Origin of the sequence: Planomonospora sp. ID67723, assembly GCF_015711605.1 — a bacterium.
Taxonomy (GTDB): domain Bacteria; phylum Actinomycetota; class Actinomycetes; order Streptosporangiales; family Streptosporangiaceae; genus Planomonospora_A.
On sequence record NZ_JABTEZ010000002.1, the window covers coordinates 750,839 to 773,968 of the forward strand.

Here is a 23,130-nt window from a genome sequence, read left to right on the forward strand (position 1 = left end):
AACGGGGTTCCCATGGAACAGCAGCTCGGCCACCCCCGGCGGTGGCACATCCTGGGAGTGCTGGTCTTCAGCCTCCTGGCGGTCGTGCTCGACAACACCATCCTCAACGTCGCGTTGAAGACGATCGCCTCCCCTCCGCCGGTCGGACTGGGCGCGTCCCAGAGCCAGCTCGAGTGGGCGATCAACTCCTACACCCTGGTCTTCGCCGGGCTGCTGTTCACCTTCGGAGTGATCGGCGACCGGACCGGGCGCAAGCGCATGCTGATGATCGGCATGGTCCTGTTCGGCCTCGCCTCCCTGGCCAGCGCCTACGCCCAGGACCCGGCGCAGCTGATCGTGGCCCGGGCGTTCATGGGGATCGGCGGCGCCGCGATCATGCCGGCCACGCTGGCGATCATCTCCAACGTCTTCCCGCCGCAGGAGCGGGGCAAGGCGATCGGCTTCTGGGCCGGTGGCGTGGGCCTGGCCGTGGCGATCGGCCCCATCACCGGGGGCCTGCTCCTCGAACACTTCTGGTGGGGCTCGGTCTTCCTGATCAACCTGCCGATCGTGCTGGTCAGCATGGTGCTCATCGGGACGGTCGTGCCCGAGTCGCGCGACCCCAAGCCGTCCAAGCTCGACCCGGTCGGCGTGCTGCTGTCCATCGTGGGCCTGGTCGCCGTCACCTACGGCATCATCCGCGGCGGCGAGCTGGCCACGGTCGCCAGCGTCGAGGTGCTCGCCCCGGTGATCCTGGGCCTGGCCGTGCTGGCCGCCTTCGTCTGGTACGAGCGCCGCATCGACCACCCGGCCTTCGATGTCACCTACTTCCGCGACGCCCGTTTCTCCACCGCGATCGGCATGATCGGCATCGTCTTCTTCGCGATGATGGGCGCGATGTTCTTCCTGGTCTTCTACCTGCAGATCGTGCTGGGCTTCAGCCCGCTGCAGGCCGGAGCCCTGATGATCCCGTTCGCCGCGGCCCAGCTCATCTTCGCGCCGCTCAGCCAGCAGATGGCCAGGCGTTTCGGCGGCAGGCTGACCGCCACCGTGAGCATGGTGATCGTGGCCGCCGCGCTGGCCGCCTACGCGCTGATGGACCAGAGCACCCCGGTCCTGGTGATCGAGATCGTCTTCTTCGTCCAGGGCGCGGCGATGGCCAACATCATGCCCCCCGCCACCACTGCGATCATGGAGGCGCTGCCGCGCGAGAAGGCGGGCGTCGGTTCGGCCATGAGCAACACGGTCCGCCAGGTGGCCGGCGCGCTCGGGGTGGCCCTGCTGGGCTCGCTGCTCTCGGCGAACTACCGTGAGGGGATCACGCCCGCGCTGGCCGTCGTGCCGGAGGGAGCGCGGCACCAGGCGGGGGAGTCGCTGACCGACACGCTCACCGCCGCCCAGGGGCTCGGCGAGCGCGGCCTGGCGCTGGTCGAGCCCGCCAAGCAGGCCTTCATCGACGGCATGCACGTCACCGCCCTGGTCTCGGCCGGGATCGCCCTCGCCGGAGCCCTGATGGTCGTGCGCTGGCTGCCCGGCAAGCACGCCCCCGCCGCCGCTCAGGAGCGGGGTCCCGGCAAGAAGCCGGCGGTAGTGTAGGCGTGATATGACGACCACGGACGAGACGCGCGCGCCCCGCCCCGCGGGCCGGCCGCGCAGCGCCAAGGCAGAGAAGGCGATCATCGAGGCCACCCTCGACCTGATCAGCGAGAGCGTCAGCCTCTCCGAGCTGTCGATCGAGGCCGTCGCCGCCCGCGCCGGCGTGGGCAAGACCACGATCTACCGGCGCTGGTCCAGCAAGGAGGACCTGGTCGTCGACGCCCTCGCCGTGCTCAAGTCGCCGCTGCCCCCGCTGGCCGGCCGGTCGGTCCGCGAGGACCTGATCACCTGCCTGGAGATCATGCGGCGGGAGGCGAGCGACACGCGGAGCCGGTGCGTGATGAACATCGCGATGAACGAGGCCGAGCGGCATCCGCGCCTGGTGGAGCGCATCCTCCGGGCGACGGTCAGGCCGCGCCAGGAGGCGATGAGGGCCCTGCTCCAGCGCGGTGTCGAGACCGGCGAGCTCCGGGCCGACCTCGACCTTCCGATCGCGATGGCGATGGTGGTCGGCACCGTGATGTGGTACGTCAAGACGGCCGGGTCCGGCGAGGCCGGCGCCGACTCCGAGACCCTCACCGAGCGCCTCGTCGACCACATCCTGGCCGGTCTCGTCCCTCGCTGATCCGGCCGGACCGGGGAAGCCGGAGCCGTCCTGCCCCTAGGCAAAATATGAACATTGTTCTAGTCTCCCGGCATGCGTTCGTTGCGCAGGGTCGCGACCGCCGTCGCGCTGACCTTCGGTCTGCTGCTGCCCGCCTCCGCCGCCCTCGCCCACGAGGAGCGCCCGGTCGCCTTCCCCGACGGCACGGGCAGCGTCCCGGCGCGCCGTACCGGAGAACCCGACCTGCTGGTCTGCAAGACCGACCGCGCGGACTTCGGCAGGCGGATCGCGGCCTTCCCCGCCGACCTCAAACAGCGCAACCTGGAACTGTTCGAGCGCTGCCAGGACAGCGGCTACCGCCACCTGCAGGAGGCGGTCGACCGGGTCGACCGGGCCGGGATGAACATCGCGATTCTGCCCGGCGTCTACCTGGAGGAGCCAAGCCAGCCCGAGCCCGCGGGAGACTGCGCCAGGCTGGACGCCCGCTGGTCGTCGTGGGGATACCAGATCCTCTCCTTCGAGCAGCAGAAGCAGTGCCCGCACAACCAGAACCTGGTCGCCATCCTCGGGGTCGAGGACCTGCAGATCGAGGGCACCGGCGCGGGTCCGCTGGACGTGATCATCGACGCGCAGTACAAGAAGTTGAACGCGATCCGGGCCGACATGACCGACGGGATCTACTTCCGCAACTTCACCGCCCAGCGGACGACGTTCAACTCGCTCTACATCCTGGCCACCGACGGGTTCGTCATCGACACGATGCTCACCCGCTGGAACGACGAGTACGGCTTCCTGACCTTCGCCAGCGACCACGGTCTCTACACCGACTGCGAGTCCTACGGCAACGGCGACTCCGGCATCTATCCGGGCAGCGCCTCCGACATCAACGACGGCCGGGGCCACGACGTGCCGCGCTACGCCATCGAGATCCGGCGCTGCAGGAGCCACCACAACATGGTCGGCTACTCGGGTACGGCGGGCGACTCGGTCTACGCCCACGACAACGAGTTCTACGAGAACATGGGCGGCGCCTCGATGGACAGCGCCTTCGCCGGGCATCCGGGCCTGCCGCAGAACCACGCGAGGTTCGAGCGCAACAAGATCTACGACAACAACCAGGACTACTACCGGTACGTCGCCGACGGCACCTGCGCCAAGCCCCCGGCCGAGCGAGGCTACGAGCGGGGCGTCGTCTGCCCGCAGATCGGCATGCCCCCGGGCACCGGCGTCATCACCGCGGGCGGCAACTGGAACGTCTTCAGGGACAACTGGATCTGGGGCCACGACGAGGCCGCCTTCAACCTGCTGGCCGTACCCGCCTTCATCCGGGGCGAGGAGTCCTGGGGCAAGCAGTTCGACACCTCCCACCACAACCTCTACGAGGGCAATCGGCTCGGGGTCTCGCCGGCGGGGGAGAGCCGCCCCAACGGCGCGGGAGTCTCCTGGGACGGCCAGGGCACCGGCAACTGCTGGCAGCGCGACGTCGGCCCCTCGACTCCCTGGGCGCTGCCCGCCTGCGGTTCGGCGGGACCGTCCCGGATCCTCAGCGAGCCGGTCAAGATCGCCAAGAACTACCTGTGCAACGACTACAGCATCAAGGATCGGAGGCTCCCGGCCGGCTGCGACTGGTACGGCTCGACCGGCCTGGCCAGGGTGGAGGTCCAGCTGGCCCTGGCCGGCTCCCTCGTCCTCGGCCTGGTCGCGGTCCTGCTCCGGCGACGCCGCCTCCCCTCGCGGGCCGGGCTGGCGGTCACGCTCACCGGGCTGGCGGGCCTGGGCCTGGACGTCTTCGGCGCGGCGTACGAGTACACGGTGCTGCCCGCCGCCGCCCTGGCGCTGATGGGCGTGTGGTGGATCGGGGCCGGGCGGCTGCTGTCCGGGAGCGGCATGCGCGGCAACAGGGTGTTCGGCTGGTTCACCGTCGCGCTGGGCGCGCTCGCCCTGGCCGACGCGTTCGACAAGGCGATCATGATGATCCCGCTGCTGCCGGTCGGCCCCGGCTGGATCCGCGGCCTGCTCACCGGGGTGTGGACGCTCTGGGCGATCGTCCTGCTCGCTCCGCGGCCCCGCCGTACGGCTCCGGCCGGGGCCGCGGAGAAGGCGGTCGCATGATCGGGCGGACCTTCTCCGGCCCGGCACGACGGGCGGTTTCGGCGGCCGCCGGGAGTCTCCGGAGGACGGGGACGCGGACCTCCGTACGGCTTCTCCCGCCGAGGGCGCCGGGCGCCTGCCTGCTGGTGGCGGCTTGCCTGCTGGTGGCCGCCTGCAACGTCTCCACCGGCCACCACGTCCCCGGTGCCGACCACGCCGTGGCCACCGCGCCCCCGGCCTACGACGCCTACGGCGCGCCCAAGGGCCCGACGGTCGAGATCACGATCACCGGGGGGAGGGTCAGCCCCGCTCCCGGCCGCGTCGAGGCCGTCAAGGGCCACGCGGTCCGCCTGGTCGTCACCTCCGACATCGCCGACGAGCTCCACATCCACGGCTTCGACCTCACCCACCCCCTGGAGGCCGGGGAGCCGGCCACCGTCGACTTCGTCGCCGACCGCACCGGGCTGTTCGAGGTCGAGACCCACGAGTCCGGACTGGTCCTCACCCAGATCGCCGTCCGATGAGATCGCCGGCGGCCTCTCCGGCGGTGTCGCCCGGGGTTCCCCCGGGGCCGGTGGCGGAGGTCCTCGCGCATGGCGTGGGAAGCAGGCACGACCTGCCGATCCCGCTGTTCTACGCCTTCGCCGGGGCGTTCGCGGCGCTGTTCGTCTCCTTCCTGGGGCTCGCCCTGCTCTGGGGCGACCCGCGGTTCCGGGGCGGTGCGGCGGGGCGGCCGGTGCGGCTGCCCGAGGGCCCGCGGACCCGCTGGGTCCTGCGGATCCTGGGGCTGACCGGGACCGCCCTCGCCGGGGCGTGGACGGTCCTGGGTCCCGACGACCCGGCGCGCAACCCGGCCGCCCACCTGGTCTACGTGGTCCTGTGGGCCGGCCTGGTCCCGGCGTCGCTGCTGTTCGGCCCGGTCTGGAGGCTGCTCAACCCGCTGCGCACGATCCACCTGCTGCTCGGGGGCCGGTACAGGGGCCCGGCCCCCTTCGGCTACTGGCCGGCCGCGCTCGGCCTGGCCGCCTTCACCTGGATGGAGCTGGCCTCCCCGGAACCGGCCTCGACGGCCACACTGATGATCTTCTTCGCCCTGTACGGCGCGGCCCAGCTGGCCGGGGCCTTCGTCTACGGCTCGGGGTGGTTCGACCGGGCCGACGCCTTCGAGGTCTACTCGGCCCTGATCGGACGCCTGTCCCCACTGGGCCGCCGGGACGACGGCAGGCTCGTCCTGCGCAACCCCTTCGACGGCCTCGACGCCCTGCGCCCGGCTCCCGGCCTGGTCGCGACCGTGTGCGTACTGCTCGGCTCGACCGGTTACGACGGTTTCTCCGGATCCCCGTGGTGGGTGGACGTCCTGCAGTCCGGGCCGCTGGGGCGCACCGTCACGGGAACCCTCGGCCTGCTCGCCGCGATCCTCCTCGTGGCGCTGCTCTACCAGGCGTGCGCCGGCGCGGCCGGACTGATCGGCGGAGCGCGGGGGACCGGCGCGGCCCCGCTGACCGGCCGTACAGGTCCGGCCGGTGTCACGGGAACGGCTCCCCGGTTCGCCCACTCGCTGATCCCGATCGCCGTCGGCTACCTCATCGCCCACTACTTCTCCCTCCTCGTCGTCGAGGGCCAGCAGGCGGCGATCCTCTCCCTCGGGCTGGACCGGACCGTGGACGTCGAGGTCGTCGGGGCCGGCGCGACCGCCTCCGTCCAGGTGCTGGCCATCGTGACCGGCCACGTCCTGGGAGTGGTCGCCGCCCACGACCGCTCCGTACGGATCTTCGTCCCGATGAGGGCCGTCGCCGGGCAGCTCCCACTGCTGATCATGATGATCTGCTACACCGTCGGCGGGCTCACCCTCCTGTTCGCGGCATGATTGAGGCCGTGGGATCCTCCGTACGCCGAAGCCCGGTCCAGCAGCGCAGCGTGGAGCGGGTGAACCAGATGCTCGACGCGGCCGCCGCCCTGCTCGACGAGGGCGGCTACGACGCGCTGAGCACCCGCGCGGTGGCGGTCCGCGCCGGGGTGCCGATCGGTTCGATCTACCACTTCTTCCGCGACAAGCGCGGCCTGGCCGACGCCCTGGCCCAGCGCAACCTGGAGCGCTTCCTGGCCGGGGTCGAGCGGCGGCTGGACGGCGTGACGCATTGGCCGGTCATGGTGGATCTGGTCGTGGACGAGTACGTCGAGATGAAGCGCACCGTCCCGGGCTTCGCGGTCCTGGACTTCGGAGAGAACCGGGTGGTCGCCGAGTCCCTGGCGGCCTACCTCGCCCAGCGCATCGCCCCGGTCGACGCGGCCGGCCTGACCCGCCCCATGCTGGTCGCCGTCGAGGCCGCCGACGCCCTCCTCAAGCTCGCCTTCCGCGAGTCCCCCGCGGGCGACCCTTTCTACATCGACCAGACCAAGGAACTCCTCCGCGCCTACCTGGAGCGCGCCCTGCCCCACTGAACGCGCAGCGCGACCTGCCGCACGCCTCGCCGGGCTGGACGTCGGAGGTGTGCACGGGCAGGGTGAGGTCGAGCCCGGCGTCAGGGAGCCGGTGACCGAGGCATAACCAGGCAGGCCCCCGTCGCAGGGGTGGTCTGCCTCCAGCCGGATCGCGGGTCTGCCCGATGGCGGTCACGACCGCCGAACCGAGAATGGAGACATGCGGCTTCTCCTCACGGCTCTTGCGGCGCTCGGCGGGTGCGCGGTCATGCTGGCTGTCGCAATCGCGCTGGCCACCGACCGTCCGTCCCTGGCCGGCTGGGTCCTGTCGGGGCCGTTCCCGATGTACGCCGTGGGCGTGGCGGCCTTCCTGTGCCGGCCCGGCAACCCGGCGGTGCGCTGGCTGCTCGCCACTGGGACCATGTTCGCCCTTGAGACATGCCTGGGCGATGTCGTGCTGCCCCTCATCGCCGGCTGGCCGCCCGTATGGATCCTGGCGCTGGTCCGTCAGTGGGCGGGTACGGCCAGCGTGATGGCCATGATGGGATTCATCGGGCTCTTCCCCGTGGGCCGTGCAGAACGCCCGTTCGAACGGTTCGTCATCCGGGCCCTGGCGGCCCTGGCCGTGCTGGTTCCGGTGCTCAACGCGCTGTCGGACCACACCCTGGCGCGGGGGATGTACCCCAGCGCGTACCCGGTCTTCCTCAGCCCCCTCTTCGTCGAGGCGCTCGCCCCGCTGGGGCCCGCGACCGTCCTGCTGTACCAGGGCTTCCCGCTGTGGATCATGCTCGGTTTCCTCCTGCTGGCCGCACGCTACCGGCGGGCCCCGTCCGACCAGCGCCGCAAGATCAGATGGCTGCTCTTCGGCAATGTCGCCGCGGCCGTCTTGTGGATCCCGCAGTTCCTCGTCGTCTGGCTGGCCGGGGAGAACTCGGCGGCATACCTGGTGATCGACGCCGTCAGCTGGCCGATGACGGTGATCATCGTGCTCGGCTCGACGCTCGTGGCGCTGTTCCACGAGGGGGTCTTCGGCATCGACCGCCCGGCCCGGCGCTCGCTCGTCTACCGCCTGCTGTGGTCGCTGATCACGGTGGGCTACGTCGGCGTCGCCACCGGTCTGGGCATCCTGGCCAACTGGTATTTGCCGGCCGGCGTCGCGGTGCTGCTGACGATCTGCATGACCCTCCTGCTCCAGCCGGTGCGCGGGCGGCTGGAGCAGTTGGCCGACAGATGGGTCTTCGGCGCCCGGCTCGACGGCTACCGGCTGCTCAGCCGGTTCGGCGCGGTGCTGGAGAAGTCACCCGGCCCGGCCACGCTGCTGCAGGAACTGGCCGAGACCGTGCGCCGGGGGCTGAACCTGACCTGGGCCCGGGTCCGTCTCGACCCGGACATCGCCCATGCCGGGGGCGCGCAGGGGATCGGCGTCGGGGAGCGGGCGGACCCGGCGCTGGTGGTCCCCATCACCCACGGCCAGAAGGTGCTGGGCAGCATCGAGTGCGGTCCCCGGCGGGACGGCCCGCTCCTGAAGGAGGACCGCCGCCTCCTGGGCTACCTCGCCGGTCAGGCGGCGGCCGTCGTGCACAACATCCATCTCACCGCCGAGCTGTCCGCGCAGCTCCTGCTGATCCGGCGGCAGGCCGCCGAGCTGGCCGCCTCCCGGGAACGGGTCGCCCAGGGCCAGGACGCCGAGCGCCGCCGCATCCAGCGCGACCTGCACGACGGCGTGCAGCAGGAGGTGGTGGCACTGACCGCCAAGCTGGGACTGGTCCGCCAGCGGCTGCGGCGCGGTGACCCGCGAGCCGAGCAGGACCTGACCGAGCTCCACGGGGACCTGGGCACGCTCCTGAACGGCCTGCGCGAGTTCGCGTACACGATCCATCCGCCGGTCCTCAGCGACCGGGGACTGCTGGAGGCGGTCGAGGCCCAGGCCGCCCGCCTTCCCGTATTGATGGAGGTCAGGGCCGACCCGGTGCTGCGGGGCACGCGCTTCCCCTCCCACATCGAGGCCACCGCCTGGTACGCGGTGGCCGAAGCCCTGTCCAACGCGGTCAAGCACGCCGACGCGACCCGGGTGGAGGTCTCACTCCGGCAGGCCGATCACCGGCTGGTGCTGGCGGTCCGCGACGACGGCCGGGGATTCGACCCGGAGGCCGCCCGCGGGCTGGGACTGACCGGGCTCGCCGACCGGTTGGACATCGCCGGCGGCACCCTGCAGGTGCACAGCGCCTCCGGCGCGGGCACCGAACTGTGCATGGAGATCCCGCTGACCCACCCGGAGGCCGCAGATGCCTGAGCCACTGAGAATCGTGATGGCCGACGACAACTACCTCGTCCGGGAGGGTGCGCGGCGGCTGCTCGAAGACTCGGGCGAGGTCGTCGTCCAGGCCGCGGTCGGCTCCGCGCCCGAACTGCTCGACGCGGTACGGCGCATGCGCCCCGATGCCGTGCTGACCGACATCCGCATGCCGTCCGGCGTGGTCCCGGCGGGCCTGCCCGTCCACGACCAGGCCGCCGGTCCGGCCGACAGGGCCGGGCAGGACGACGGGACCGGCCGGGCGATGGAGGGCATCGACGCCGCCCACGCCATCAAGGCGGGCCACCCGGAGATCGGCGTGGTCATCCTGTCGCAGTATGTCGACGAGACCTACGCCTTCGAGCTGTTCCGCGACGGCACCGCCGGCCTGGCCTACCTGCTCAAGGACCGCATCGGCGACGTGCAGCGGCTGGTGAGCGCGCTGCACGAGGTCGCCCGCGGCGGATCGGTCGTCGACTCCAAGGTGGTCGAGGCGCTCGTCGCCCGCCGTACCCAACTGCGCGAGTCGCCCCTCGCCCTGCTCACGGCCCGCGAGCTGGACATCCTGCGTGAGATGGCGCAGGGGCGCGGCAACGCGGGCATCGCCGCGCAGCTGGTCCTGGCGGAGTCGTCGGTGGAGAAACACGTCACCGCAATCTTCTCCAAGCTCGGTCTCACCGCCGAACCACTGGTGCACAGGCGTGTCATGGCCGTGCTGACCTTCCTGCGCGAGACCGGCCTCAGCAGCTGACGGCACCGCCGGCCGGCATCCTCCCCGGGCTGTCTGCGTTCCGCTACGCCCTGTCCGCAAGCGGAGTACGGAGAGGTGTCAGGGGGCGGTCTCGCGCCAGCGGTTGGTGATGGGCAGGCGGCGGTCCCGGCCGAAGTTCTTGGGGGTGATCTTGGGGCCCGGGGGATACTGCCTGCGCTTGTACTCGGCCAGGTCGACCAGGCGGATGACCCTGGCGACCAGGGCGGGGTCGTGGCCGGCCGCGATCAGCTCGGCCGAGCCCATGTCCTTTTCGACGTAGTCGTCCAGGAGGCGGTCCAGCACCTCGTACTCCGGCAGGGAGTCGGTGTCGCGCTGGTCGGGGCGGAGCTCGGCGCTGGGCTCCTTCTCGATGGAGTTCTCCGGGATCGGCGGGACCGCGAAGCCGTGCAGGAACTCACCGGACACGCCGGCCTGGGTGTTGCGCCAGCGGGCCAGCTTCCAGACCAGGGTCTTCAGGACGTCCTTGATGGGCGCGAAACCGCCCGCCGAGTCGCCGTAGAGCGTCGAGTATCCGGTGGCCAGCTCGCTCTTGTTCCCGGTGGTCAGCACCAGGTGACCGTGCTGGTTGGACAGGCCCATCAGGATCATGCCGCGCACCCGGGCCTGGAGGTTCTCCGCCGCCAGACCGGTCAGGTGGACGTCCTTCTCGAAAGCGGCCACGATATCGGCGATCGGCACGATCTGGGCGTTGATGCCCTGCCGGTCCACCAGCTCCTGCGCGTCGCCCAGAGAGTGCTCGGAGGAGTAGATCGAGGGCATCAGCACCGCGTGGACCCGGTCGGGGCCGATGGCGTCGGAGGCGATGGTGGCGGTCAGCGCCGAGTCGATGCCGCCGGACAGGCCGAGGATGACCGACCGGAAGCCGTTCTTGGCGACGTAGTCGCGGACCGCGAGGACCAGCGCGGAGTAGACCTCGGCGGTGTCGTCGAGGTGCGCGGCGACCGCCGGGGGCTCCGGCTCGTACGGCTCCAGCGGCCGGGCCGACAACTCCACCCGTTCCACCGTGATGACGGTGCCGTCGCCGGCGCCCACCTCGAAGGCGCCGAGACCGCCGTAGGAGGCCTCCGGCAGCTCCAGGTCGGCCACCAGCAGCTCCTCGGTGAACTGCGCGGCCCGCGCCACCAGCTCGCCCGAGGCGGAGACGACGATCGAGTCGCCGTCGAAGACCAGCTCGTCCTGGCCGCCCACCTGGTTGGCGTAGGCGAGGGCGCAGCCGGCCTCCCCGGCCCGCCGGGAGACGAGCGCGAGGCGCACGTCGTCCTTCTCCCGCTCGTACGGCGAGGCGTTCGGCACGACCAGCAGCCCGGCCCCGGCCTCGGCCGCCACCGCGACCGGCCCGCCGTCCTGCCAGAGGTCCTCGCAGACCGCGATCGCCACGTCCACCCCGTGCAGCCGGAAGACCGGCAGCCGGTCGCCGCGCACGAAGTAGCGGTACTCGTCGAAGACGCCGTAGTTCGGCAGGTGGTGCTTGGCGGTCTTGACGACCACCCGGCCCCGGTGGAGCAGCGCCGCCGCGTCGAGCGGGGCGCCCTTGGGCTGCCCGACCCTGGGGGCGAGCCCGGCCCGGTCGACGTAGCCGACGACCACGGGGGTCTCGCCGAGCCCCTCCTCGGCCAGCCGCCGTGCCGCGGTCTCGATCGCCGCGATCGACGCCTCCACGAACGAGGTCCGCAGCACCAGGTCCTCGACCGGGTAGCCGGTGAGGAACATCTCGGTGAAGACCACCAGGTGCGCGCCGCGGTCGGCGGCGCGCCGGGTCCATTCGACGAGCTTGTCGATGTTGGCGGGCAGGTCGCCGACCGCGGGGTTGGTCTGAGCCAGGGCGATTCGCAGTTGAGCCACGACCTCACCTTATTCCCGGCGATCGGGAAAGCGGGAACAGGGTGATCCTTCCCCGGCGGAGCCCGTGACCCGCGGCCGGGACCCGCCACCGGTCCAGGCGGCCCGCCGGCAGGGCGTCTACCCCCGGAACCAGGCGCTGCTCGCCGGGGCCACCGCCCCGGCCCGCACGTCGGCGGAGGCGAGCACCGGGGTGCCCCATTCCACCGGGTACGGCTCGTCGCCGAAGACGGTCACGCAGATCATCTCCCCGCGGCGGAAGGCCAGCACGTCCTGCCTGCCGGTGGGCAGCCACTCCAGCGGGCCGTCGAAACCGGGGCGCATGCCAAGCGCGTCGCGGTGCAGGGACCAGGTCGAGCCGGGGCGGGCCGTCTGGTCCTCGATCGCGAACGCCCCGAACCAGTCCGGCTGCGGCAGCCAGGTCCGCGCTGAGGGGGAGAAACCGAACGAGGGGCCGGTGGGGGTCCACGGCAGCGGCACCCGGCAGCCGTCTCGGCCGTGCTCGGTCCTCCCCGAGCGGAACCAGGTGGGGTCCTGGCGGGCCTCGTCCGGCAGGTCCATGACCTCCGGCAGCCCGGCCTCCTCGCCCTGGTAGAGGTAGACCGAGCCGGGCAGGGCCAGCACCAGCATCATCGCGGCGCGCGCCCGCCGTACGCCCAGCTCGACGTCGACCACGCCGCGGGGCCGGGTGTCCGGGCCGCCGGTGCGGGAGACCAGGCCGAAGCGGCTGACCGTCCGGTGCACGTCGTGGTTGGCGAGCGTCCAGGTGATCACCGCGCCGGTGGAGACGATCTCCTCCAGGCCCCGGTCGATGGAGGCGCGGAAGCGGGAGGCGTCCCAGGGGCAGACCAGCAGGTCGAAGTAGAACGCCTGCTGGAGCTCGTCGGGACGCAGGTAGAGGGCCAGGTCGCCCACCGTCGGCACCCAGATCTCGCCGACGAGCGTGCGCTCGCGGGCGTCGGCGAGCTTGCGCCACCGGCGCAGCACCTCGTGCACCTCCGGCTGGTTCTGCGCCAGGATGTTGTACTCCGGGTGGTGCGGCCAGTCGGGCAGGTCGGCGTGCTTGAACAGCATGTGCACCACGTCGATGCGGAAGCCGTCCACACCCCGGTCGAACCAGAAGCGCAGCACGTCCTCGAAGTAGGCGCCGACCTCGGGGTTGCGCCAGTTGAAGTCGGGCTGGCCGGGGTCGAAGCTGTGCAGGTACCACTCGTCGCCCACCCGGGTCCAGGCGGAGCCGCCGAAGACCGAGCGCCAGTTGTTGGGCGGCTCGTCGCCCCGCCCGGGGCGGAAGATGAAGCGCTCCCGCGCCGGGCGGTCACCGGCCAGCGCGGCCTGGAACCACGGGTGCTCCACCGAGCAGTGGTTGGGCACCAGGTCCATGAACACCTTCAGCCCGCGCGCGTGGGCGTCGGCCAGCAGCCGGTCGAAGGCGGGCAGGCCGCCGTAGCGCGTGTCGACGTCCATGTAGTCGGCCACGTCGTAGCCGTGGTCGGCGCCGGGCGAGGGGTAGCACGGGTTGAGCCAGATCCCGTCGACGCCCAGCTCGACCAGGTAGTCCAGGCGGGTGCGCAGCCCGTCCAGGTCGCCGACGCCGTCGCCGTCGGAGTCGGCGAACGAGCGCAGGTACACCTGGTAGACGACGGCGTCACGCCACCACATCGGTTCCTCCCCCGGCGAGTCCGGATCTGTCCGCTGGGGTTCCTCCCCAAAGATCCCGGATGCTATCCGCCGAGGGGGAGGACGGCCTCCACCGCCGTGCCGCCGCCGGGCACCGGTCCCACCGCGCACGTCCCGCCCAGCTCGGTGGCGCGCTCGCGCATCGAGATCAGGCCGATCCCGGACCTGGCCCCCGCGGGCAGCCCGCGCCCGTCGTCGGTGACGCGGACCGTGAGCGAGGAGTCCTCGCGCCGCAGGGCGACCGTCGCCGAGCGGGCCCCCGCGTGCTTGCGGACATTGGTGAGCGCCTCCTGCGCGATCCGGTAGGCGGCCACCTCGGCCGCCGCGGGCAGGTCGGAGAGGTCTCCGGAGGCCTCCACCGCGACCGGGAGCCCGCCCTCGGCCGCCAGCGCCCGTACGGCCCCCGCCAGGCCGAGCTCGTCCAGGGTGGGCGGGCGCAGGCCGTACACCAGCTCCCTGATCTCCTGGCTGACCGAGTCCATCCCGGCACGCAGGCCGAGCAGGAGCCGGTCGGCCGAGGCCGGGGCGGTGCGCAGGCTGATCCGGGCCATGTTGATCGACATCGCCATGTCGGCCAGCGCGTGGCCCAGCCCGTCGTGCAGATCCCGGCGCAGGCGGCGGCGCTCCTCCTCGCGGGCGGTCAGGATGCGCTCGCGGGAGCGCTGCAGGTCGGCGGTCATCCGTATGGCGTGCACCACGTCGGCCACGTACGGCGCGACCACGGCGATCAGCCGGTCGTTGTAGGCCGCGGCGAACCTGCGCGGCCCGGGAGCGCCGAGCAGCAGGCGGCCGACCGGTTCGCCGTGCCAGACCAGCCGGACCACCCGCGGGCCCGGTCCCAGCCGGCCGAGCTCCACCCGCCGGGCGCCGGGATCGTCCACCTCGACCGCGACCCCGGTGACGCCGAGCCCGTCGCGGATCGCGGCGGCGACGGCGGCCAGCGCGCCCGCGGGCTCGGCCTCGCCGACCTCGCGGGCCAGCCGGGCGGCCAGGAGGGCCGGGTCGCCGTGCGTGCCGTACATGAGCCGGTCGACCAGGCGCCGCAGCCGGTCGCGGAGCGGCTGGAAGAAGACCCCGGCGGCCAGGGCGGCGACCAGGCCGCCGACCCGGTCGTAGCCCGACAGGACCAGCCCGGCCAGCGTGCCCGCGCCGAAGTAGACCACGCTGACCGCGGCGAGCAGCCCGGCGGCCACGAAGGCGCGGCTGATCACGGTGTCGATGCCGTACAGCCGGTAGCGCAGCGCGGCGAAGACGAGGGTCACCGGGATGAGACCGGTCCAGATCGCGGCGGGCAGCCACAGCTCCGCGCCGGCGACGAGGAAGACGATGTAGCCCGCGAAGGCCGACAGCGGCCAGGCGACCTGGCGGCGTCCCGCCGCGTCGGCCCGGCGGAAGCGCACGACCTGCGATGCCATCGCCGTGACCACGAAGAGGACGATGACGGTGAAGAGGGTCATGTGCACCGCGGAGTAGGAGGACGGCGCGAGCACCTCCACCGCGAGCGGGTTGGGGATCACCCGCGGCCAGGGATACCCCTCCGGCGGCGGCGTCGGGCGGATGACCACGAGCGCCGTCTGCGCGACCGCCACGGCCGAGGCCGCCACCACGATCGGTCGCCAGCGTGCCGACGGCAGGCGGCCGTCGGGGGAGTAGAGAGGGAGCAGGACGGCGAGCAGCAGGGCGCCGACGTGCAGGCCCGCGGCCGTGACCCAGGTCAGATACCCCGCGGCGGTGAGATCCCCCGCGGAGGCGCAGGAGAGCATCAGGGCACGGCAGAAGACGCGGACCGCGCAGCCCAGCCCGCCCGCGCACATCAGCCAGCCGGTGATCGCGGGCGCCCGGTTGACCAGCAGGAACACCCCCGCCAGGGGGAAGGCCAGCCCCGCCGCGTGATCGGGCAGGGCGGGGACCTCCGGTACCCATCCGGGCGGGAGCCGCAGGCCCAGGACGAGGCTCGCGGCGGTGAGCAGCACGGAGACCAGGGCCGTCACGGCGGCGAGGATCCCCGGAGGAGAGGCGAGGAACGCGGCCGTCGCGCTCGGGCGCGGGGCGCCGAAGTCGCCGTCGTCCACCGGCCCGGCCGCATCGTCCGCGGGGGTTCCACCCGCCGCGTCCGGGCCGCGCTCCGGGTGCCCCGCTCCATCCGGGCTCTCCGCGCCCGCCCCGCCGGAAGCGGCGTGGCCGTGGTCCCCCGCCTGCAGGTACATCGTTATCTGCCCGTGTCGCCCGGGTTCACCAGGCCCGACTCGTACGCCGCGACGACGAGCTGCGCGCGGTCGAACAGGCCGAGATGGTCCAGGAGCCTGCTCACCGACCCGGCCACGTCCTGCTCGGGCACCGCGAGGGTGGCCGCGATCTGCCGGTTGGTGAGCCCTCGGGCGACCAGCTTCAGCAGGTCCAGCTCGGCGTCGCCGAGACCGGCGAGGGCGGGCGGGGCCGTGGGGTCGGTGCGCCCGGCGAAGGCCGAGATGAGCCGCGTGGTGACGGCCGGGTCGATCAGCGCGTCCCCGGCCTGCGCGGCGCGCATCGCGCTGATCAGTTGCTCGGGCGCGGAGGTCTTGAGCACGAAGCCGCTCACCCCCGCCCGCAGCGCCGAGTAGAGGTTGTCGTCGGTGCCGAACGTGGTCATCATGATCACCTTGGGCGGGTCCCGGTCGGCGAGGATCCGCCGCGCGGCGGTCAGGCCGTCCAGCCGGGGCATCTGGATGTCCATCAGCACCAGGTCGGGACGGGTCTCGCGGACGAGCGCGATCGCCTGCTCGCCGTCCTCCGCCTCTCCGGCCAGCTGGAAGCCGGGCTCGCTGTCCAGCACCACCCGCAGCCCGGTGCGGACCAGGGCCTGGTCGTCGACCACGACGACGCGCAGCGCCGGTTCCCCGGCTGCGGGACTTCCCGCCGGGGGCGTCCCGGCCGGGAGCACGGTGACCGGTCTCTCCTTGGGCGGGTCCAGGTGGGGAGCCTGGGACAGCATGTCGGACTCCAGGCGCTGCAGGGTGGCGCCGAGGTCCAGGCCCAGCTCGTCGCGGAGCACGGCCCTGGCGCGGCGGAGCGCTCCCAGCGCGTCGCCCTGCCTGCCGCCCCGGTAGAGGGAGAGCGACAGCAGCCGCCAGCCCTCCTCGCGGAGCGGGTGGGCCGAGACGTGCGCCTCCAGGTCCGCGACCAGCGCCGAGGACTGGCCGAGTGCGAGCCCGGCGTCGGCGCGGCGCTCGATCGCGGTCAGCCGGAGCTCCTCCAGCCGCCCGGCCTCGGTCACCGCCCACGACAGATCGGAGAACTCCGCCAGCGCGGGTCCCCGCCACAGCGCGAGCGCCTCCTCCATGCGCTCCCACACCGCGGCCGGCCCGCCCTCCATCTTGACCGCGTTCTCGAACCGCCAGGAGTCCACCTGGCCGGTCTCGGCGCGCAGCGCGTACCCGGGCGGGGCCGAGACCAGCACCTCCGCCTCCTCGCGAGGCGCGCGGCCCGGTTCCAGCGCGCGCCGCAACCGCGAGACGTATCCCTGGATGGTGGACAGGGCCTGGGCCGGGGGCTCGCCCGGCCAGAGCTCGTCGATGAGCACGCTCACCGGGACGGCCCGTCCCCCGGCCACCAGGAGCCGGGCCAGCACCGCCATCTGGCGTTGACCGCCGAGGTCGAGCACCACGTCACCGTGGCGCGCCTGGAACGGTCCTAGGGTGCGGAATGTCAACATTGCAGCTGTAAGAGTACGGCTACCTGGACTGACGTCATACGGCAACGTTCACCATCGTTCGCTCGCAGGGGGAAACGGGTCACCGGCAGGGCTCCGTGTCCAAGGTCAGCGGCAGCACCGCCTCGACCACCGTGCCGCCCTCGGGAGGCGATGTGATCATGCAGGTGCCACCGAGTTCGGCGGCGCGCTCGCGCATCGAGGCCAGCCCCACCCCGGCCCGCCTGCCGGGCGGGACGCCGGAGCCGTCGTCGCTCACCCGGACGCGCAGGTGCCCGCCGTCCGGGTGCCCGCCGTCGGGGCGGCGGCCGCGCTCCAGCCGGACCCGTACGGAGCCCGCCCCCGAGTGCTTGCGCGCGTTGGTCAGCGCCTCCTGCACGATCCGGTAGGCGGCCACCTCGGCGGCGGCGGGCAGGCCGGTGAGATCGCCGCTCACCTCGACCGCGACGGCGGGCCCGGCCATCTCCCCGACCGCCCCGGCCAGGCCGAGGTCGTCCAGGGCCGGGGGGCGCAGGCCGTACACCAGGTGCCTGATGTCACCGGTCACGCTGTCCATGCCGGCGCGCAGGCCGTCGAGCAGCAGCTCGGCGTTCTCCGGGGAGACGTGCAGGGAACGCCGGGCCGCGTTGATGGACATGGCCATGCCGCTGAGCGACTGGCCGAGGCCGTCGTGCAGGTCGCGGCGGAGGCGGCGGCGCTCCTCCTCGCGGGTGGCGATGATCCGCTCGCGGGAGCGGCGCAGCGCGCCGACGAGCCGGACCGCGTGGGCGGCGTCGGCGATGTACGGCGTGAGCGCGGCGATGACCCGCTCGTTGTGCGCCGCGGGCAGCCGCCGGGCGCCCGGAGGGCCGATGAGCAGGTGGCCGACCGGCTCGCCGTGCCAGACCAGGGGGACCTCGCGGGCCACCTCGCCGAGTTCGCCCGACAGCGTCCGGCCGGGCCACTCCCCGAAGGGCGCGGCGGCGGACGGTCCCGGCGGCTCGGTGAACCGCACGGCCACCCCCGTGACGGAGAGCCCCTCACGCAGCACCTCCAGGGCCGCGGGCAGGCCCTCGGCGGGGTCGGTCCGCTGCAGCCGCCGCCGCAGCTCGCCGGCCAGCGCCACCGGGTCGCCCCTGCTGCCGTAGAGCAGCCGGTCGGCACCGCGCTGCAGCACCCTGCGGAGCGGATGGAAGAAGACGCCGGCGCAGAGCGCGGCGAGCAGTCCGCCGATCTGGTCGAGGTCCGACAGCAGCAGGCTGAAGGCGGCGCCCACTCCCACGTAGACGCCGCCGATGACGCCGACGAGGCCGGCGCCGACCAGCGCCCGGGTGATCAGCGTGTCGATCTCGTAGAGCCCGTGCCGCAGGATCGCAAACGCGATCGCGGCCGGGATGAGCGGGATGGTGAACGAGGCCAGCCACCAGACGTGGCCGCCCATCACCCACGGGACGATCAGGCCCGCGAACGCGAACAGGGGCCAGACGATCTGGTGCCTGCCGACCGGGTCGGCGCGGCGGAAGCGCACCGCCAGGGAGACGAACGCCAGTCCCATCGCCACCGCGGTCAGCCGGTGCAGGTTCTCCCTGAGAGCCGGGGGCGGTGCCGCCCCTCCCAGGAGGACGAGCATCGAGCGCAGGCCCTCCAGCCCCTGCACCAGGCAGGCGAAGACGACCAGCGCGCGCCACCGGGGCGAGGGCAGGCGGCCGGTCGGGTAGAGCAGGGGCAGCAGCACGCCCAGCAGGAGCGTGGCCAGGGCCCAGCTCTGCCCGACGGCCACCCACAGCAGCTTGGGCGCGCCGACGGCGTAGGGGGTGGGGGCCTGCAGCAGGGCGAGGTTGGCCGCCAGGATGTTGACCGCGCAGGCCAGGCCGCCGCCCAGCAGCACCCAGCCGATGAGCAGCCGCGGCCTGCGGAGGATCAGCAGCGCCCCGAAGATCGGGAAGGCGGTCCCCGCCATGTCCTCGGGCGCGAAGGGCAGCGGCGTGTACTTCGACGGCGGCAGCATGGCGGTCACCACGATGTCCGCGCACTCCATCGCCAGGGAGAGCGCGGCGATCAGCACGCCCGCCAGGCGCAGGCGCCCGTGCGTCACCGCGGGAGGGCCTCCCGGTTTCCGGGGGAGACCTCCCGGTCCGAGCCGGTCCGGTTCGCGCGTCACCCAGTCCCTCCAAGTGCAGGCTTAGAGGGACACTAGCCGGAATAGAGCAATGTTCAATCAACAGACGTTCAACGTGCCGTCGACGCGGTACGGCGGCGCAGCGCCGGGCCGATCGCGAGCAGCCCCGCGGCGGCCACGAGCTCGATCGCGCCGATGGTCAGCCAGAGGGCGGTGGGACCGATCGCGAGCAGCCTGGTGCCGAGCAGCGGGGCCAGCAGGACGCCGGCCGACCATGCGAAGCCGAACATCCCCGAGTAGCGCCCGCGCAGGTGGGCGGGGGCGAGCGAGGCCACGATGGCGCCGGGGATGCCCGCGGTGACGATCTCGCCCAGCGTCCAGACCACCACGGTGAGGGCGTAGCCGGTGACGCTGGAGACGAGGGCGTTCAGCGCGAAGCCCCCGCCGATGACGGCGAACCCGATCGCCAGCACGGTGCTGTGGTCCCGCCTGCCGAACCAGTCGCCGGTCAGCGGCTGGATCAGCACGATCAGGATGCCGTTGACCGCCATGACCAGGCCGTAGTCGCTCTCCCCGAACCCCACGCCGGTCATGGCCAGCGGCAGGGTCGTGAACGCCTGGGCGTAGACCAGGCTGGCGAGCACGCAGATCACGACGTAGGCGACCATCAGCCGGTCCTTGAGCACCGCCCCGAAACCGCCGCCCGTCCGCTCGCCCGGCTCCGGCCGGGTCTCCGGCACCGCTCGCCACACCAGCAGGCCGAAGACCACCGCGGTGGTCGCGTTGAACCAGAACATCCAGCCGTACCCGGCCTCGGCCAGCCAGCCGCCGACCACCATCGCCACCGCGAAGCCCAGGTTCAGCGCCCAGAACAGCAGGCCGTAGGCGCGCGGCCGGTCCTCGGGCCGCACCAGGTCGGCCACCAGCGCGGTGGACGCGGGCCGGTAGGCGTCGATCGTCAGGCCGAGCACGAACATCGCCGCCACGATCGCGGGCAGCGAGGTGCTCGCCCCCAGCGCCACCATGGTCACGGCGGTCGCGACCATGCCGCCGGTCAGTGTGACCCGCCGCCCGAACCGGTCGGCCAGCCAGCCCGCGAGGACCTGCGAGATCAGCGAACCCGCCCCGAACACCGCCATCACCACGCCCGCGGCCGCCAGCGACATGCCGCGCGCCTGGGTCAGGTAGACGCCGATGAACGGCTCGACCATCATGCCCACCCGGTTGACCAGCGTCCCGGCCCACAGCGCCCAGAACGGCCGGGGGAGACCGCCGACCTTGGATCGCAGGAACGCGGGCTTGGCGAGGGTCGTGGTCGTCATGGGACCAGGGTTGGACAGGTGTTCGCACGGATGCGAATCTTTTAGCCGTGCCTAAAGAGTCGCCGGTGTTCCAGCGGAAGTCCTGCCACGTCGAGTGGGTCTTCGCCCCCGACGACGTGGCCCGGATCCGCTTCGCCTTCTCCCCGATGTGGGAGCTGGTGGCCAGCCTGCGCACGCTCCGCGACCCGGCCAGGCGCTCGCTCCACCTGCCCTGGCTGCGCGCCGTACGCCCCCGCCTGGCGGGCCTGGACCTGTCCGAGCTGTTCGCCCTGGTCCCCGCGAGCGGTTATCTCGTCGACTTCGTGACCCCGGCCCCCGACACCCCCGAGCCCGACTTCGCCGCCGAGCTGGAGCGGGTGCGGCGCACGCCGCCCGACCGGGCCGCGGCCGAGGTGGGCTGGGTCTCCGGAGCCGACCCGCGGATCGTCGAGCGGTTCCGGGCCGACCCCGCGGCAGGGGTGGCGCGGGTCGCCGGCGCCCTCCAGCGCTACTGGGAGGTGGCCTTCGCAGAGTTCTGGCCCCGCGTCCACGGCCTGCTGGAGGGGGAGGTGGTCCGCCGCTCCCGGCAGCTCGCCGCCGGCGGGGCCCGGGAGCTCTTCGCCGACCTCCACCCGGACGTCACCTGGCGCGGCGACCGGCTCGCGGTCACACGCGACTGGGAGTACTCCGCTCCGCTGGGCGGCGACGGGCTGGTGCTCGTGCCGACCGCCTTCTGGTGGCCGGACACGGCCGTCATGGTCGAGCCGTACCAGCCCATGCTCGTCTACCCGGCCACCGGCGTCGGCACCCTGTGGATCGCGGGCCCGCCGCCCGCGCCCGGCGCCCTCGCCGCGCTGATCGGCCGGACCCGCGCGCAGATCCTCCTGGCGCTCGCCGACCCGTCGACCACCTCGGCGCTGGCCCGGCGGATGGAGCTCACCCCCGGCGCGATCAGCCAGCACCTGGCCGTCCTGACCGGCGGCGGCCTGGCGGCCCGCCGGCGGCTCGGCCGCGAGGTCGTCTACACCCGGACCCCGGTGGGGGACTCCCTGGTCTGCGCCCCCTGAGCCCGCAAAGGGACGGACCGGGCAGGTTCCACGCGGCCGTGACGGGAACACTGCGGGATGAGGTACGCGGGAGGGTACGGCGAGTCCGATGCGACAGCGCACCGCCGTTCCTCGTAACGTGGGCGAAACACGGTGCGGGCAGACTGGTAGCAACCAGGCGTGTCACACCGCGCCGGCAATGGAGGAGAGGCCTTGGACCGCCAGCAGGAGTTCGTTCTCCGCACTCTCGAGGAGCGCGACATCCGGTTCATCCGGCTCTGGTTCACCGACGTGCTCGGGTTCCTCAAGTCGGTGGCCGTCGCCCCGGCCGAGCTCGAGGGGGCCTTCGCCGAGGGCATCGGCTTCGACGGCTCGGCGATCGAGGGCTTCGCCCGCGTCTACGAGTCGGACATGCTGGCCAAGCCCGACCCCTCGACCTTCCAGATCCTGCCCTGGCGCAGTGAGAACCCGGGCGCGGCCCGGATGTTCTGCGACATCCTCATGCCGGACGGCTCCCCCTCGCACGCCGACCCGCGCTGGGTGCTCAAGAAGACCCTGGCCAAGGCCTCCGACATGGGCTTCAGCTTCTACACCCACCCCGAGGTCGAGTTCTTCCTGCTGAAGCACCGGCCCGAGCGCGGCTCCCGCCCCGAGCCGATCGACGAGGGCGGCTACTTCGACCACACCCCGCACAGCTCCGGGCACGACTTCCGGCGCCAGGCGATCATGATGCTGGAGTCGATGGGCATCTCCGTCGAATACAGCCACCACGAGGGCGGGCCCGGTCAGCAGGAGATCGACCTGCGCTACGCCGACGCGCTCACCACCGCCGACAACATCATGACCTTCCGGCTGGTCATGAAGGAGGTCGCGCTGGAGCAGGGCATCTGGGCGAGCTTCATGCCCAAGCCCTTCACCGAGTACCCCGGCTCCGGCATGCACACCCACATGTCGCTGTTCGAGGGCGACCGCAACGCCTTCCACGAGCCCGGTGCCGAATACCAGCTCTCCAAGACCGGCCGCGCCTTCATCGGCGGCCTGCTCGCCCACGCCGCCGAGATCACCGCCGTCTGCAACCAGTGGGTCAACTCCTACAAGCGGCTGTGGGGCGGGGCCGAGGCGATCGCCGGCCAGGGCGGCGAGGCGCCGAGCTACATCTCCTGGGGCCACAACAACCGCTCGGCCCTGGTCCGCGTCCCGATGTACAAGCCGCACAAGAGCGGTTCCACCCGCATCGAGTTCCGCTCGCTCGACTCCGCCTGCAACCCCTACCTGGCCTTCGCGGTGATCCTCGCCGCCGGGCTGAAGGGCATCGAGGAGGGCTACGAGATGCCTCCCGGCGCCGAGGACGACGTCTGGGCGCTGACCAGCGCCGAGCGCCGCGCCCTGGGCATCGCCCCGCTCCCGCAGTCGCTGGACGAGGCCATCGCGGTCATGGAGCGCAGCGAGCTGGTCGCCGAGACCCTCGGCGAGCACGTCTTCGACTACTTCCTGCGCAACAAGCGCACCGAGTGGAACGAGTACCGCCGCCAGGTCACCGAGTTCGAGCTCGGCCGCTACCTGCCGGTGCTGTAGGAAAAAGCCCGGCCAGGGAATGTCCGGGGGCCCGCAGGCGCTGTGAACGGGTGCCCCGGATGCGTCACCTTCTCTTTGCCCGCCCTTCACAGGGGCGGTACCGGTCCCCTGGTGGGGTGAAGGCGTGGCTGCTCCGGTAATATCGGC

General features: G+C 72.7%; 16 protein-coding genes. 10 read left to right on the forward strand and 6 right to left on the reverse strand.

Annotated features, from left to right (window positions below):
* Positions 1-12: 12 nt before the first annotated feature.
* The 8 genes from HS041_RS16060 (at position 13) to HS041_RS16095 (ending at position 9,735) form a co-directional block, all read left to right on the forward strand.
* Positions 13-1,575, forward strand: coding sequence for an MFS transporter (locus HS041_RS16060; RefSeq protein ID WP_196441483.1), 1,563 nt, complete (start codon positions 13-15; stop codon positions 1,573-1,575).
* A 7-nt stretch (positions 1,576-1,582) separates the two neighbouring features.
* The gene (locus HS041_RS16065) at positions 1,583-2,200 is read left to right on the forward strand and encodes a TetR/AcrR family transcriptional regulator (protein ID WP_196441484.1); all 618 of its coding nucleotides are present in this window, start codon (positions 1,583-1,585) and stop codon (positions 2,198-2,200) included.
* 72 nt (positions 2,201-2,272) lie between these two features.
* Positions 2,273-4,291 carry a right-handed parallel beta-helix repeat-containing protein gene (locus tag HS041_RS16070; RefSeq protein ID WP_196441485.1) on the forward strand — a complete coding sequence of 673 codons (2,019 nt, stop codon included), beginning with the start codon at positions 2,273-2,275 and terminating at the stop codon, positions 4,289-4,291.
* On the forward strand, positions 4,288-4,794 hold the full coding sequence (locus HS041_RS16075) for a cupredoxin domain-containing protein (RefSeq protein ID WP_196441486.1): 507 nt from the start codon (positions 4,288-4,290) through the stop codon (positions 4,792-4,794). The genes HS041_RS16070 and HS041_RS16075 overlap by 4 nt, the downstream gene beginning before the upstream one ends.
* A 74-nt stretch (positions 4,795-4,868) precedes the next feature.
* Positions 4,869-6,137 carry a hypothetical protein gene (locus tag HS041_RS16080; RefSeq protein ID WP_307845319.1) on the forward strand — a complete coding sequence of 423 codons (1,269 nt, stop codon included), beginning with the start codon at positions 4,869-4,871 and terminating at the stop codon, positions 6,135-6,137.
* Positions 6,138-6,145: 8 nt separating this feature from the next.
* The gene (locus HS041_RS16085; protein WP_307845320.1) at positions 6,146-6,712 is read left to right on the forward strand and encodes a TetR/AcrR family transcriptional regulator; all 567 of its coding nucleotides are present in this window, start codon (positions 6,146-6,148) and stop codon (positions 6,710-6,712) included.
* Positions 6,713-6,959: 247 nt separating this feature from the next.
* On the forward strand, positions 6,960-8,984 hold the full coding sequence (locus HS041_RS16090) for a sensor histidine kinase (RefSeq protein WP_196441489.1): 2,025 nt from the start codon (positions 6,960-6,962) through the stop codon (positions 8,982-8,984).
* A complete protein-coding gene (locus tag HS041_RS16095) occupies positions 8,977-9,735 on the forward strand; it encodes a response regulator transcription factor (RefSeq protein WP_230879091.1) in 759 nt (252 codons plus the stop codon). The genes HS041_RS16090 and HS041_RS16095 overlap by 8 nt, the downstream gene beginning before the upstream one ends.
* A 78-nt stretch (positions 9,736-9,813) precedes the next feature.
* On the opposite strand, the gene HS041_RS16100 is transcribed toward HS041_RS16095, so the two are convergent.
* From HS041_RS16100 to HS041_RS16125, 6 genes are all read right to left on the reverse strand, one after another.
* Complete coding sequence (locus tag HS041_RS16100) at positions 9,814-11,598, reverse strand: NAD+ synthase (protein ID WP_196441490.1); 1,785 nt, start codon at positions 11,596-11,598, stop codon at positions 9,814-9,816.
* Positions 11,599-11,715: 117 nt separating this feature from the next.
* Positions 11,716-13,257: a glycoside hydrolase family 13 protein gene (locus HS041_RS16105; RefSeq protein ID WP_196441491.1), complete on the reverse strand. Its 1,542-nt coding sequence runs from the start codon at positions 13,255-13,257 to the stop codon at positions 11,716-11,718.
* A 62-nt stretch (positions 13,258-13,319) separates the two neighbouring features.
* Positions 13,320-15,482: a sensor histidine kinase gene (locus tag HS041_RS16110; protein ID WP_196441492.1), complete on the reverse strand. Its 2,163-nt coding sequence runs from the start codon at positions 15,480-15,482 to the stop codon at positions 13,320-13,322.
* 2 nt (positions 15,483-15,484) lie between these two features.
* The gene (locus HS041_RS40045; RefSeq protein WP_196441493.1) at positions 15,485-16,966 is read right to left on the reverse strand and encodes a BTAD domain-containing putative transcriptional regulator; all 1,482 of its coding nucleotides are present in this window, start codon (positions 16,964-16,966) and stop codon (positions 15,485-15,487) included.
* Positions 16,967-17,045: 79 nt separating this feature from the next.
* Positions 17,046-19,037: a sensor histidine kinase gene (locus HS041_RS16120; RefSeq protein ID WP_307845321.1), complete on the reverse strand. Its 1,992-nt coding sequence runs from the start codon at positions 19,035-19,037 to the stop codon at positions 17,046-17,048.
* 134 nt (positions 19,038-19,171) lie between these two features.
* A complete protein-coding gene (locus HS041_RS16125) occupies positions 19,172-20,383 on the reverse strand; it encodes an MDR family MFS transporter (protein WP_196441494.1) in 1,212 nt (403 codons plus the stop codon).
* Positions 20,384-20,448: 65 nt separating this feature from the next.
* On the opposite strand from HS041_RS16125, the gene HS041_RS16130 reads away from it, so the two are divergent.
* Together HS041_RS16130 and glnA2 are read left to right on the forward strand one after the other, a co-directional pair.
* Positions 20,449-21,429 carry an ArsR/SmtB family transcription factor gene (locus HS041_RS16130; RefSeq protein WP_307845322.1) on the forward strand — a complete coding sequence of 327 codons (981 nt, stop codon included), beginning with the start codon at positions 20,449-20,451 and terminating at the stop codon, positions 21,427-21,429.
* A 192-nt stretch (positions 21,430-21,621) separates the two neighbouring features.
* Complete coding sequence (gene glnA2 / locus HS041_RS16135; RefSeq protein ID WP_196441495.1) at positions 21,622-22,983, forward strand: gamma-glutamylpolyamine synthetase GlnA2; 1,362 nt, start codon at positions 21,622-21,624, stop codon at positions 22,981-22,983.
* Positions 22,984-23,130 lie beyond the last annotated feature (147 nt).